Source organism: Streptococcus sp. 343_SSPC, from assembly GCF_001072385.1.
Taxonomy (GTDB): domain Bacteria; phylum Bacillota; class Bacilli; order Lactobacillales; family Streptococcaceae; genus Streptococcus.
This window is the reverse complement of record NZ_JVKU01000010.1, coordinates 1-13,227: the sequence shown is the minus strand read 5'-3', so window position 1 is coordinate 13,227 and position 13,227 is coordinate 1. Positions and strand designations below refer to the sequence as shown.

Here is a 13,227-nt window from a genome sequence, read left to right as displayed (position 1 = left end):
TTTATCCCTCCCAACGTTTAAAGGCTAAGACAGCATTGTGTCCTCCAAATCCAAATGTATTGGAAATAGCATAGGAAATCGGACGTTCTTGCCCTTCACCAAAGATGACATTGGCTTCAATATAATCTGATAACTCTTGTGTTCCAGCAGTTTTTGGAACATATTGATGGCGAATTGCTTCAATCGTCGCAATAGCTTCAACTGCCCCTGCTGCCCCCAAGAGGTGACCTGTAAATGATTTTGTAGAAGATACTGGAACTTCTGTACCAAATACAGAAACGATTGCACCACTTTCTCCTTTTTCATTTGCTGGAGTAGAGGTACCATGGGCATTAACATAATCAACTTGAGCTGGTTCAATTTCTGCTTCATCCAAAGCCAACTTCATTGCTTTAATAGCACCTTGACCTTCTGGATGTGGAGAAGTCATATGGTAAGCATCACAAGTATTTCCGTAACCCACGACTTCAGCAAGAATGGTTGCACCACGTTTTTCAGCGTGTTCCAAACTTTCAAGTACCAACATTCCTGATCCTTCCCCCATCACAAAACCATTCCGATCTTTATCAAATGGAATAGAAGCACGAGTTGGATCTTCTGTTGTTGAAAGAGCTGTTAGGGCTTGGAAACCGGCGATTGCAAATGGTGTAATAGAAGCTTCAGAACCACCAACCAACATCAAATCTTGGAAACCAAACTTAATAGCGCGGAAAGCATCTCCAATCGCATCATTGGAAGAGGCACAAGCAGTGTTGATCGATTTACAAATTCCATTAGCTCCAAAACGCATAGCAACATTCCCAGAAGCCATATTTGGTAGGGCTTTTGGAAGCGTCATTGGTTTGACACGTTTTGGTCCTTTTTCATGCAAACGAATCACTTGATCTTCAATTTCTTTGATACCACCGATACCAGAAGCAACAATGACACCAAAACGGTCTTTATCAATAGCTTCTACATCTAAACCTGCATGATTCACAGCTTCTTGAGCGGCATACAAGGCATACAAAGAGTAGTTGTCAAAGCGGTTTGTATCTTTCTTGATAAAGTACTTATCAAATGGGAAATCTTGGATTTCAGCTGCATTATGAACAGCAAAGTCACTGTGGTCAAATTTTGTAATCGGACCAATTCCAATCTTTCCTTCTTTTAAGCTATTCCAAAATTCTTCTGGAGTGTTTCCGATTGGAGATGTCAAGCCATAGCCTGTTACAACAACACGATTTAATTTCATTTCAAAACCTACCTCTTTTTATTGCATGGTTAAGCCACCATCAATTGCGATGACTTGCCCTGTTAGATATTCTTGAGTCGCAAGAAAGACTGCAACATCTGCTACTTCTTCTGTATTTCCAAATCGTTTCATTGGAATTTGAGCGAGAGACATTTCTTTAATTTTTTCAGGAAGTCCTTCTGTCATATCAGACTCAATGAAGCCCGGCGCAATGACATTGACACGGACATTTCTACCAGCTACTTCACGTGCTACAGATTTAGAAAAACCAATCAAACCAGCTTTTGAGGCTGCATAGTTGGCTTGTCCAACATTTCCTGTCAGACCGACAACACTCGACATGTTAATGATAGCACCTTCACGTGCTTTGGTCATCGGTTTTAAGACTGATTGTGTCATATTAAAAGCACCGGTCAAATTCACCTTCAAGACTTGCTCGAAATCTTCTTCCGTCAATTTCAACATGAGCTTATCATTGGTAATCCCAGCATTGTTGACAAGGATATCTACTGAGCCAAGTGCTTCAATCGCTTCCGCGACCATTCGTTTCGCTTCCGCAGCTTGGGATACGTCCCCAGTAACGCCAACTACCTTCACACCGTATGAGGCAAATTCATCCACTAGGCCTGCTGGGAGCTCTCCACGACTATTTAAGACAATGTTGGCACCTTTTGACGCAAATTTATGCGCAATAGCCAATCCAATGCCTCGACTTGAGCCAGTAACAAATACATTTTTATTCTTTAGTTCCATAGTCACCTCATCTTATTCGTTCAGTAGGGCATCAAGACTGGCTTGATCCTCCACATTTTTCGTTGGAAGAGTTTTATCAATCTTTTTCAAGAAACCAGTCAAGACCTTACCTGGACCAATTTCAATCACTTCATCTACTCCAAACTCTTGAATCGTCGCAATCGAATCATAGAAACGAACGGGCTCCATCACTTGGCGAGCTAATAAAGCTTTGATTTCGTCTGATTTCATGATCTTTGCTTCTGTATTCCCAACCAAAGGCAAGCTAAAGTCCTTAAAAGTAACTTTTTCAAGTTCAGTCGCTAGTTTTTCACTAGCAGAAGCAAGTAAGGCCGTATGGAAAGGACCAGAGACATTCAGAGGAATCAACCGTTTTGCCCCTGCTTCTTGTAAGAGTTCAGCTGCATAATCCACAGCTTCAACCTCTCCACCGATCACAATTTGGGCAGGAGTATTGTAGTTAGCTGGGGTTACAACTCCCTTTTCAGAAGCCTGTTGACAGATTTCTTCAATCAAGGCAGGATCAGTATTCATAACAGCTACCATCTTCCCGCTTCCAGCAGGCGCAGCTGTTTCCATAAATTCCCCTCGCTTAGCTACCAAGGCGACCGCTTCTTCAAAGGAAAGAGCGCCTGCAGCAACCAAAGCAGAATATTCTCCTAGGGAGAGACCAGCCACAATATCCGGTGTTATGCCATTTTCTGCCAAGAGACGATAAATAGCTACAGAAGTTGTCAAAATAGCTGGTTGAGTATAGCGTGTTTGATTGAGTTTTTCTTCGTCAGAATCAATCAATTCACGCAAATCATAACCTAGAATACGACTAGCCGTATCAAATGTCTCTTTGACAACGGGATAAGTTGCATACAAGTCACTAGCCATCCCCAATTTTTGGGCACCTTGACCAGCAAATAAGAAGGCACGTTTTGTCACTGTTCTCTTCCTTTCCTTTACTTGTTAGAATTTCACATCTGCCCAGCGAGCTGCTTCTTTCTGAATGACCTTAGCAGCTCCAAGATAGATATCTTCCAAGATTTCAGCACAGGTCTCTTCTTTACTTACGAGACCTGCAATTTGTCCTGCCATCACAGATCCATTATCAACGTCTCCGTCAACAACCGCATTGCGAAGAGCACCTGCTCCTAATTCTTCAATTTCTTCTTGAGTCTTCTTACCTGCCAAGAAATCTTTTTCAGCTTGGTTATAAGCAGAAGCCAATTTATTCTTAATCGCACGAACTGGGTGGCCAACAACTGACGCAGACACCACTGTATCAATGTCCTTAGCTTTCAAAATTTTATTCTTAAAGTTTTGGTGAGCATTTGATTCTTTAGCAACGACAAATCGTGTTCCCACTTGAACAGCATCTGCTCCAAGCATGAAGACCGCAGCCGCTCCTGCACCATCTGCAACACCACCAGCACCGATAACTGGAATAGAAACCGCTTCGACCACTTGACGAACCAAGGTCATGGTCGTCAATTTACCAATATGACCTCCTGCTTCCATTCCCTCAGCAATGACAGCATCTGCACCTAGTTTTTCCATCCGTTTTGCTAAAGCAACTGAAGGTACAACCGGAATAACGGTAATGCCTGCTTCATGGAAACGATCCATGTATTTCCCAGGATTCCCTGCACCAGTGGTAACCACTTTAACCCCTTCTTCGATAACCAAGTCAACGATGTCATCTGCAAAAGGAGAAAGGAGCATGATATTGACTCCAAAAGGTTTGTCAGTAATGGATTTGACACGATCAATATTCGCTTTGACAACTTCTTTAGGTGCATTTCCTCCACCGATGATTCCAAGACCACCCGCATTGGATACAGCTCCAGCAAGATCTCCATCTGCTACCCAAGCCATACCACCTTGGAAAATTGGATATTTAATGTTTAATAATTCAGTAATTCTTGTTTGCATAGTACCTTCCTCATTTTCGCTTAAGTAATAGTTTGAAAGCGGTTCTTTGCTTTGAGCGTCAAACTATTACCTAAACAAGAGAGAATATCTTTCGATACTCTCATCCACTATTATTTAGTTTTTTCTTCTACGTAAGCAACAAGGTCACCTACAGTAGACAATCCTTCTTCAGTTTCAATTTGAATGTCGAATGCATCTTCAATTTCTGAAATCACTTGGAACAAATCCAATGAATCAGCTTCAAGATCTTCAAAAGTAGACTCAAGAGTTACTTCTGATGGTTCTTTACCAAGTTCTTCAACGATAATTTCTTGTACTTTTTCAAATACTGCCATGATTGGCCTCCTTAAAATAATAAAAATTTTTAAAATGTGTTTCCACATGTTTAACTAGATTGTAACAAGAAGTGAGCCCCATGTCAAACCTCCACCAAATCCTGACAGAAGAATTATTTGACTTCCATCCAATTTGATTAGCCCTTGGTCGACACACTCCGATAATAAAATTGGAATACTTGCAGCACTGGTGTTGCCATATTCCATCATATTTGCAGGAAGTTTTTCCCGATCAACCCCGATTTTCTTAGCCATTTTATCTAAGATACGGTCATTTGCCTGATGCAAGAGGAAATAGTCAATTTCATCAACAGCTACTGGAGCATCTGCTAACATATGTTTAATACTCTTAGCCACATCCCGAATAGCAAAATCAAAGACTGCTCTTCCATCCATTGATAAATATTTTTTATCTTCTTCCTTATTAGAATATGGTGAAGATAAACCAACAGATGATGATTGAAGAACCTCTCCGCGAGAACCATCAGAAAATAAACCTTCAGCTAAAAAAGTTTGTTGTTCGGAAGTTTCCAATAAAACACCGCCAGCACCATCCCCAAATAGGACCGCTGTGGTCCGATCTTCCCAATCAATCACTTTCGATAAGGTTTCACTTCCGATAACGATTCCTCGTTTGTACTGGCCAGAGCGAAGCAACTTTTCAGCAGTCGCAAGCGCAAAGACAAATCCACTACAAGCTGCTGTCAAATCAAAGACAAAAGCTTTAGAGGCACCAATTTTAGCTTGAACACGAGCTGCAGTTGATGGCATCATGGAATCGGGCGAAATCGTTGCAACAATGATAAAATCCAACTGATCCGCTTGTAAACCACTTTTTCCAAGCAAGCGACGAGCCACTTCCGTTGCTAAATCGCTGGTTGATTCTGATTTTGAAATATGGCGTTTGCGAATGCCTGTCCGACTAGCAATCCACTCATCACTGGTATCCATCCGTTCAGAAAGATCCTGATTAGAAATCACTTGGCTTGGCGCATAATGGGCTACCTGACTAATTTTTGCAAAAGTCATTATTTCAACTCCTCCAAGAAACGATAAAGGTTCTGCAACCCTTTTTGCATCACTTTCCGTTCATCTGGAGACATCCCATCGATAATTTGATTGACCATCCGCTTGTGAAATTGTTGGTGAAGCCGATACAAGAGCTTGCCTCTTTTGGTCAAACTCAAATGGACGACACGACGATCAACTTCAGATCTGGTTCGTTCAATATAACCTTTTCGTTCAAGATTATTTAAACTGGTAGTGACTGTACCTAACGTTACCATTAACGAACGCGAAATATCACTTGGAGTTGCGTTTGGTGTTGAGCCGATGACATCTATTGTGTGCATTTCCTTGATGGAAACATCATTAAATCGACTGCTACGTAAACTAGTTTCTTCGATGACTAATACGTTGTTAAAAATGGATGTAAGGTAATCATTGACTAGTTGAAAATTCAAAAACCACACCCCCTATTCATTACTTTGATAATCGAATTTTATCAAAAATCAAACCAAATAGCAAGCCTCAGCAACAAAAACATAAAAATTTTACGTTTTTATTTTCCTTTGAATTTTGGGCGCCGACGCTCTGAATAGGCAATAACTCCCTCTTTAAAGTCTTCCTTGAGAGAAAGATTTCTCTGCAATCGCAACTCAATTTCAGCATAACGATCCCAGTCAGTCAGCATGCTAGACCAAGCCAACTCTTTAATGGCAGCAAAAGAATTATCTGAGCTACGTCTTAACTTCATGAGTAGTTGGTTGACAGTCTTGTCTAATTTTTCTACTTCAGAAACCTTGTACACAACGCCATATTCCAGAGCCTTTTCAGCACCTAATGGTTCACCAGTCATTGCTAACTGAGTTGCTCTAGTCAAACCAATAGCTCTTCCTAAAAGGAATAGACCACCGGCATCAGGAGCCAAACCGACCCCAACAAAGGCTTGAATAAACTTCGCTTTATCAGAAGCAATACAAAAGTCCGCCGCTACTGCCATATTAGCAGTTGCTCCTGCAACCGCACCATCTGCAACCATAATCACTGGTTTTGGAATTTGCTTCATTTTTTTAGAGATTTGATTGACCAATTCCGCAATTTGCGTTAACGAATCGATATCATCAGCATCAACAGCCCGTTTCATCTCAGCTAAATCACCACCAACTGAAAAAACCTTACCGACTGCTTTAAATAAAATAAAACGAACATCTGGATTCTTCTCAGCTAATTCTAATGCTTCAAGGATTTCCTGACACATTGGAATGTTAAAACCATTTGAAACCTCTGGTCTATTTAAAATAATAGATGCGAGATCCTCTTCTACAGAATAAATAATCGTTTCGAACACCATAAGCCACCTCTTTACTAATTCGCTATTCAAATTGTTTGATAGTTGAACTTATTTATTTTTATATTATTTTAGCACAACTACTTTGAGAAGTAAATTACATTTTCATAACAAAGTGTCTCACCCGAAAGACTCGCTTGATAACAGTGCTTTTTTAGATTGTAACCAAGCTCTATCTTTGGTATAATTTAAAGAAAGTTGTGTAAAGGAGTCCACATGAAAGTAGTTAAATTTGGTGGTAGTTCATTAGCATCTGCTACCCAGTTAGAAAAAGTATTCAATATCGTTAAAGAAGATGAAGCCCGTCAATACGTGGTCGTTTCTGCTCCAGGGAAACGCAATGCGGAGGACACAAAAGTCACAGATGCCCTCATCAAGTATTTTAAAGAATATACCAACGGAAAAGATACGAACCAAAGTCAAGAATGGATTATCAATCGCTATCGATCTATTACAGAGGAGTTAGACTTAGACGAGGAAATTATCGAAGAGATTGCTAGAGATATCAAATCCCTTGCAACACTTCCCAAGTCTGACAACACTTTCTTATATGATACCTTCTTAGCAGCTGGAGAAAACAACAATGCGAAACTCATCGCAGCTTACTTTGTAAAAAAGGGGTTAGAAGCAAAATATATCCATCCAAAAGATGCAGGTATCTTTGTAACAAGTGAACCTTGCAATGCTCGCATTCTTCCTTCTAGTTACGATAAGATTGAAGAACTGAGAAACCATAATGAAATTTTAGTAATCCCTGGATTCTTTGGAATTACTAAAGAAGGCCAAGTCTGTACTTTTTCAAGAGGTGGTTCTGATATTACAGGATCAATTATCGCAGCGGGAGTTAAAGCAGATCTCTACGAGAACTTTACAGACGTCGATGGTATTTTTGCAGCTCACCCAGGCATTATCAAACAACCACATTCTATTCCTGAATTAACCTATAAGGAGATGCGGGAATTAGCCTATGCTGGCTTTAGTGTCCTCCATGATGAAGCACTTGTTCCTGCATATCGTGGAAAGATTCCAATGGTGATCAAGAACACAAACAATCCAAAACATCCAGGTACGAAGATTGTGCTGAACCACACTGATGAAAATGTTAAAGTTGTTGGAATTGCAGGAGATTCGGGATTTGTCAGCATTAATACCACCAAATACCTAATGAATAGAGAAGTCGGTTTTGGTAGAAAATTATTGCAAATTTTAGAAGATTTGAATATTAGTTGGGATCATATGCCAACAGGTATTGACGACTTATCAGTCATTCTTCGGTCAAAAGAATTGACTCCAATTAAAGAACAAGAAATTTTAAAACATCTAATCCAAGATTTACAAGTGGATTATGCCGAAATTGAACATGATCTTTCCATTATTATGATTGTCGGAGAGAATATGAAAAATCAAATTGGTGTAACAGCTACAGCCACAAAGGCTTTATCAGAAAATAACATTAATATCCAAATGATTTCACAAGGATCCAGCGAAGTTTCCATCATGTTTGTAGTCAATCAAGAACAAGAAAAACAGGCTATTAAAGCTCTATACGATGTTTTCTTTAACTAACAAAAAAAGGTTCGAAAGAACCTTTTTTTAATTTATTAATAAAAGAGAAATAAAAAAACCCTTTCGGGTACTGACTCCGCCAGTAGGACTCGAACCTACGACATCATGATTAACAGTCATGCGCTACTACCAACTGAGCTATGGCGGAAAAAAGCTAAGCGACTACCATATCTCACAGGGGGCAACCCCCAACTACTTCCGGCGTTCTAGGGCTTAACTTCTGTGTTCGGCATGGGTACAGGTGTATCTCCTAGGCTATCGTCACTTAACTCTGAATGATGAACATTCAAAATTGAATACCTATATTCTAACAAAATTTAAACCAGCTGTAAATATCCTCAGTTACTTTTTGGATAAGTCCTCGAGCTATTAGTATTAGTCCGCTCCATTGCTCACACAACTTCCACTCCTAACCTATCTACCTGATCTTCTCTCAGGGCTCTTACTAACATATAGTTATGGGAAATCTCATCTTGAGGTGGGTTTCACACTTAGATGCTTTCAGCGTTTATCCCTTCCCTACATAGCTACCCAGCGATGCCTCTGGCGAGACAACTGGTACACCAGCGGTAAGTCCACTCTGGTCCTCTCGTACTAGGAGCAGATCCTCTCAAATTTCCTACGCCCGCGACGGATAGGGACCGAACTGTCTCACGACGTTCTGAACCCAGCTCGCGTGCCGCTTTAATGGGCGAACAGCCCAACCCTTGGGACCGACTACAGCCCCAGGATGCGACGAGCCGACATCGAGGTGCCAAACCTCCCCGTCGATGTGAACTCTTGGGGGAGATAAGCCTGTTATCCCCAGGGTAGCTTTTATCCGTTGAGCGATGGCCCTTCCATACGGAACCACCGGATCACTAAGCCCGACTTTCGTCCCTGCTCGAGTTGTAGCTCTCGCAGTCAAGCTCCCTTATACCTTTACACTCTGCGAATGATTTCCAACCATTCTGAGGGAACCTTTGGGCGCCTCCGTTACCTTTTAGGAGGCGACCGCCCCAGTCAAACTGCCCGTCAGACACTGTCTCCGATAGGGATCACCTATCCGGGTTAGAGTGGCCATAACACAAGGGTAGTATCCCAACAACGCCTCCATCGAAACTGGCGTCCCGATCTCTATGGCTCCTACCTATCCTGTACATGTGGCACAGACACTCAATATCAAACTGCAGTAAAGCTCCATGGGGTCTTTCCGTCCTGTCGCGGGTAACCTGCATCTTCACAGGTACTAAAATTTCACCGAGTCTCTCGTTGAGACAGTGCCCAAATCATTACGCCTTTCGTGCGGGTCGGAACTTACCCGACAAGGAATTTCGCTACCTTAGGACCGTTATAGTTACGGCCGCCGTTTACTGGGGCTTCAATTCATACCTTCGCTTACGCTAAGCACTCCTCTTAACCTTCCAGCACCGGGCAGGCGTCACCCCCTATACATCATCTTACGATTTAGCAGAGAGCTGTGTTTTTGATAAACAGTTGCTTGGGCCTATTCACTGCGGCTGACCGAAGTCAGCACCCCTTCTCCCGAAGTTACGGGGTCATTTTGCCGAGTTCCTTAACGAGAGTTCTCTCGCTCACCTGAGGCTACTCGCCTCGACTACCTGTGTCGGTTTGCGGTACGGGTAGAGTATGTTTAACGCTAGAAGCTTTTCTTGGCAGTGTGACATCACTAACTTCGCTACTAAACTTCGCTCCCCATCACAGCTCAATGTTATTGAACTAAGCATTTAACTCAATTCACACCTCACTGCTTAGACGTGCACTTCCAATCGCACGCTTTAGTTAGCCTACTGCGTCCCTCCATCACTACATACTCTAGTACAGGAATATCAACCTGTTGTCCATCGGATACACCTTTCGGTCTCTCCTTAGGTCCCGACTAACCCAGGGCGGACGAGCCTTCCCCTGGAAACCTTAGTCTTACGGTGGACAGGATTCTCACCTGTCTTTCGCTACTCATACCGGCATTCTCACTTCTATGCGTTCCAGCACTCCTCACGGTATACCTTCTTCACACATAGAACGCTCTCCTACCATACCATTAAAGGTATCCACAGCTTCGGTAAATTGTTTTAGCCCCGGTACATTTTCGGCGCAGGGTCACTCGACTAGTGAGCTATTACGCACTCTTTGAATGAATAGCTGCTTCTAAGCTAACATCCTAGTTGTCTGTGCAACCCCACATCCTTTTCCACTTAACAATTATTTTGGGACCTTAGCTGGTGGTCTGGGCTGTTTCCCTTTCGACTACGGATCTTAGCACTCGCAGTCTGACTGCCGACCATAATTCATTGGCATTCGGAGTTTATCTGAGATTGGTAATCCGGGATGGACCCCTCACCCAAACAGTGCTCTACCTCCAAGAATCTTAATGTCGACGCTAGCCCTAAAGCTATTTCGGAGAGAACCAGCTATCTCCAAGTTCGTTTGGAATTTCTCCGCTACCCACAAGTCATCCAAGCACTTTTCAACGTGCCCTGGTTCGGTCCTCCAGTGCGTTTTACCGCACCTTCAACCTGCTCATGGGTAGGTCACATGGTTTCGGGTCTACGACATAATACTAAGACGCCCTATTCAGACTCGGTTTCCCTACGGCTCCGTCTCTTCAACTTAACCTCGCATCATATCGTAACTCGCCGGTTCATTCTACAAAAGGCACGCTCTCACCCATTAACGGGCTCGAACTTGTTGTAGGCACACGGTTTCAGGTTCTATTTCACTCCCCTCCCGGGGTGCTTTTCACCTTTCCCTCACGGTACTGGTTCACTATCGGTCACTAGGGAGTATTTAGGGTTGGGAGATGGTCCTCCCAGATTCCGACGAGATTCCACGTGTCTCGCCGTACTCAGGATACTGCTAGGTATAAAGACTATTTAAAATACGAGGCTGTTACTCTCTTTGGCCTACCTTCCCAGGTAGTTCTTCTATAATCTTTAAGTCCACATTGCAGTCCTACAACCCCGAAGAGTAAACTCTTCGGTTTGCCCTCCTGCCGTTTCGCTCGCCGCTACTAAGGCAATCGCTTTTGCTTTCTCTTCCTGCAGCTACTTAGATGTTTCAGTTCACTGCGTCTTCCTCCTCATATCCTTAACAGATATGGGTAACAGGTATTACCTGCTGGGTTCCCCCATTCGGACACCCCCGGATCTAAGCTTACTTACAGCTCCCCGAGGCATTTCGTCGTTTGTCACGTCCTTCTTCGGCTCCTAGTGCCAAGGCATCCACCGTGCGCCCTTATTAACTTAACCTTATTAACCTAATTTCTTAAAAAATTAGAAAACTCATTAAATATTCACAGCGTTTTCGGTTTATTTTCTTGTTACTATTTGATATAGATATTCAATTTTCAATGTTCATCCTTGGTGATCTCTCACCAATGGAGCCTAGCGGGATCGAACCGCTGACCTCCTGCGTGCAAAGCAGGCGCTCTCCCAGCTGAGCTAAGGCCCCACAAGACCTCTCAAAACTAAACAAGACGAACGTGCAGGTTTCCTTATCCTTAGAAAGGAGGTGATCCAGCCGCACCTTCCGATACGGCTACCTTGTTACGACTTCACCCCAATCATCTATCCCACCTTAGGCGGCTGGCTCCTAAAAGGTTACCTCACCGACTTCGGGTGTTACAAACTCTCGTGGTGTGACGGGCGGTGTGTACAAGGCCCGGGAACGTATTCACCGCGGCGTGCTGATCCGCGATTACTAGCGATTCCGACTTCATGTAGGCGAGTTGCAGCCTACAATCCGAACTGAGACTGGCTTTAAGAGATTAGCTTGCCGTCACCGACTTGCGACTCGTTGTACCAGCCATTGTAGCACGTGTGTAGCCCAGGTCATAAGGGGCATGATGATTTGACGTCATCCCCACCTTCCTCCGGTTTATTACCGGCAGTCTCGCTAGAGTGCCCAACTGAATGATGGCAACTAACAATAGGGGTTGCGCTCGTTGCGGGACTTAACCCAACATCTCACGACACGAGCTGACGACAACCATGCACCACCTGTCACCTCTGTCCCGAAGGAAAGCTCTATCTCTAGAGCGGTCAGAGGGATGTCAAGACCTGGTAAGGTTCTTCGCGTTGCTTCGAATTAAACCACATGCTCCACCGCTTGTGCGGGCCCCCGTCAATTCCTTTGAGTTTCAACCTTGCGGTCGTACTCCCCAGGCGGAGTGCTTAATGCGTTAGCTGCGGCACTGAGTCCCGGAAAGGACCCAACACCTAGCACTCATCGTTTACGGCGTGGACTACCAGGGTATCTAATCCTGTTTGCTCCCCACGCTTTCGAGCCTCAGCGTCAGTTACAAGCCAGAGAGCCGCTTTCGCCACCGGTGTTCCTCCATATATCTACGCATTTCACCGCTACACATGGAATTCCACTCTCCCCTCTTGCACTCAAGTTAAACAGTTTCCAAAGCGTACTATGGTTAAGCCACAGCCTTTAACTTCAGACTTATCTAACCGCCTGCGCTCGCTTTACGCCCAATAAATCCGGATAACGCTCGGGACCTACGTATTACCGCGGCTGCTGGCACGTAGTTAGCCGTCCCTTTCTGGTAAGATACCGTCACAGTGTGAACTTTCCACTCTCACACTCGTTCTTCTCTTACAACAGAGCTTTACGATCCGAAAACCTTCTTCACTCACGCGGCGTTGCTCGGTCAGACTTCCGTCCATTGCCGAAGATTCCCTACTGCTGCCTCCCGTAGGAGTCTGGGCCGTGTCTCAGTCCCAGTGTGGCCGATCACCCTCTCAGGTCGGCTATGTATCGTCGCCTTGGTGAGCCGTTACCTCACCAACTAGCTAATACAACGCAGGTCCATCTGGTAGTGGAGCAATTGCCCCTTTCAAGCAGATATCATGCAATATCTACTGTTATGCGGTATTAGCTATCGTTTCCAATAGTTATCCCCCGCTACCAGGCAGGTTACCTACGCGTTACTCACCCGTTCGCAACTCATCCGGAAAGAGCAAGCTCCTTCCTTCAGCGTTCTACTTGCATGTATTAGGCACGCCGCCAGCGTTCATCCTGAGCCAGGATCAAACTCTCATTAAAATAATTGTTTGTCT

The 13,227-nt window shown here is 43.7% G+C and carries 9 protein-coding genes, 2 tRNA genes and 3 rRNA genes; 1 reads left to right on the top strand and 13 read right to left on the bottom strand.

From position 1 onward, the window contains the following. Nucleotide 1: 1 nt before the first annotated feature. The 8 genes from fabF to ADH27_RS01720 all read right to left on the bottom strand — a co-directional run bounded on the left by fabF (nucleotide 2) and on the right by ADH27_RS01720 (nucleotide 6,598). Nucleotides 2-1,234 carry a beta-ketoacyl-ACP synthase II gene (fabF, locus tag ADH27_RS01755; protein ID WP_023022242.1) on the bottom strand — a complete coding sequence of 411 codons (1,233 nt, stop codon included), beginning with the start codon at nucleotides 1,232-1,234 and terminating at the stop codon, nucleotides 2-4. An 18-nt stretch (nucleotides 1,235-1,252) separates the two neighbouring features. Then, nucleotides 1,253-1,987: a 3-oxoacyl-[acyl-carrier-protein] reductase gene (gene fabG, locus ADH27_RS01750; protein WP_048688768.1), complete on the bottom strand. Its 735-nt coding sequence runs from the start codon at nucleotides 1,985-1,987 to the stop codon at nucleotides 1,253-1,255. Between the two features lie 12 nt (nucleotides 1,988-1,999). Beyond that, nucleotides 2,000-2,920 carry an ACP S-malonyltransferase gene (gene fabD / locus ADH27_RS01745; protein WP_048715211.1) on the bottom strand — a complete coding sequence of 307 codons (921 nt, stop codon included), beginning with the start codon at nucleotides 2,918-2,920 and terminating at the stop codon, nucleotides 2,000-2,002. 24 nt (nucleotides 2,921-2,944) lie between these two features. Continuing rightward, complete coding sequence (gene fabK, locus ADH27_RS01740; protein WP_048688761.1) at nucleotides 2,945-3,910, bottom strand: enoyl-[acyl-carrier-protein] reductase FabK; 966 nt, start codon at nucleotides 3,908-3,910, stop codon at nucleotides 2,945-2,947. 110 nt (nucleotides 3,911-4,020) lie between these two features. Beyond that, a complete protein-coding gene (locus tag ADH27_RS01735; RefSeq protein WP_003003892.1) occupies nucleotides 4,021-4,245 on the bottom strand; it encodes an acyl carrier protein in 225 nt (74 codons plus the stop codon). Nucleotides 4,246-4,299: 54 nt separating this feature from the next. Further along, a complete protein-coding gene (locus ADH27_RS01730; RefSeq protein ID WP_048715209.1) occupies nucleotides 4,300-5,274 on the bottom strand; it encodes a beta-ketoacyl-ACP synthase III in 975 nt (324 codons plus the stop codon). Beyond that, the gene (locus ADH27_RS01725; protein WP_006597415.1) at nucleotides 5,274-5,708 is read right to left on the bottom strand and encodes a MarR family winged helix-turn-helix transcriptional regulator; all 435 of its coding nucleotides are present in this window, start codon (nucleotides 5,706-5,708) and stop codon (nucleotides 5,274-5,276) included. Before ADH27_RS01725 ends, ADH27_RS01730 begins: the two co-directional genes overlap by 1 nt. 98 nt (nucleotides 5,709-5,806) lie before the next feature. Continuing rightward, complete coding sequence (locus tag ADH27_RS01720) at nucleotides 5,807-6,598, bottom strand: enoyl-CoA hydratase (RefSeq protein WP_048715207.1); 792 nt, start codon at nucleotides 6,596-6,598, stop codon at nucleotides 5,807-5,809. A gap of 213 nt (nucleotides 6,599-6,811) precedes the next feature. Here ADH27_RS01720 and ADH27_RS01715 point away from each other — a divergent pair, with 213 nt between their 5' ends. After that, on the top strand, nucleotides 6,812-8,161 hold the full coding sequence (locus ADH27_RS01715; protein ID WP_048715205.1) for an aspartate kinase: 1,350 nt from the start codon (nucleotides 6,812-6,814) through the stop codon (nucleotides 8,159-8,161). 74 nt (nucleotides 8,162-8,235) lie between these two features. On the opposite strand, the gene ADH27_RS01710 is transcribed toward ADH27_RS01715, so the two are convergent. The 5 genes from ADH27_RS01710 to ADH27_RS01690 form a co-directional block, all read right to left on the bottom strand. Beyond that, a tRNA-Asn gene (locus ADH27_RS01710) sits at nucleotides 8,236-8,309 on the bottom strand. Nucleotides 8,310-8,314: 5 nt separating this feature from the next. Then, nucleotides 8,315-8,430: ribosomal RNA gene (gene rrf, locus ADH27_RS01705) — 5S ribosomal RNA — on the bottom strand. A gap of 80 nt (nucleotides 8,431-8,510) precedes the next feature. Further along, nucleotides 8,511-11,409 (bottom strand): 23S ribosomal RNA (locus tag ADH27_RS01700). Between the two features lie 129 nt (nucleotides 11,410-11,538). Further along, nucleotides 11,539-11,611 (bottom strand) — tRNA-Ala (locus ADH27_RS01695). Between the two features lie 53 nt (nucleotides 11,612-11,664). Then, nucleotides 11,665-13,213, bottom strand: a 16S ribosomal RNA gene (locus ADH27_RS01690). Together the 16S, 23S and 5S rRNA genes with 2 tRNA genes alongside form the textbook arrangement of a ribosomal RNA operon. Nucleotides 13,214-13,227 lie beyond the last annotated feature (14 nt).

What these genes read in the sequence shown, in the direction of transcription:
- fabF (WP_023022242.1), bottom strand. Translation starts at nt 1,234, where the DNA reads ATGAAATTAAATCGTGTTGTTGTAACAGGCTATGGCTTGACATCTCCA.
- fabG (WP_048688768.1), bottom strand. Translation starts at nt 1,987, where the DNA reads ATGGAACTAAAGAATAAAAATGTATTTGTTACTGGCTCAAGTCGAGGC.
- fabK (WP_048688761.1), bottom strand. Translation starts at nt 3,910, where the DNA reads ATGCAAACAAGAATTACTGAATTATTAAACATTAAATATCCAATTTTC.
- ADH27_RS01735 (WP_003003892.1), bottom strand. Translation starts at nt 4,245, where the DNA reads ATGGCAGTATTTGAAAAAGTACAAGAAATTATCGTTGAAGAACTTGGT.
- ADH27_RS01730 (WP_048715209.1), bottom strand. Translation starts at nt 5,274, where the DNA reads ATGACTTTTGCAAAAATTAGTCAGGTAGCCCATTATGCGCCAAGCCAA.
- ADH27_RS01720 (WP_048715207.1), bottom strand. Translation starts at nt 6,598, where the DNA reads ATGGTGTTCGAAACGATTATTTATTCTGTAGAAGAGGATCTCGCATCT.
- ADH27_RS01715 (WP_048715205.1), top strand. Translation starts at nt 6,812, where the DNA reads ATGAAAGTAGTTAAATTTGGTGGTAGTTCATTAGCATCTGCTACCCAG.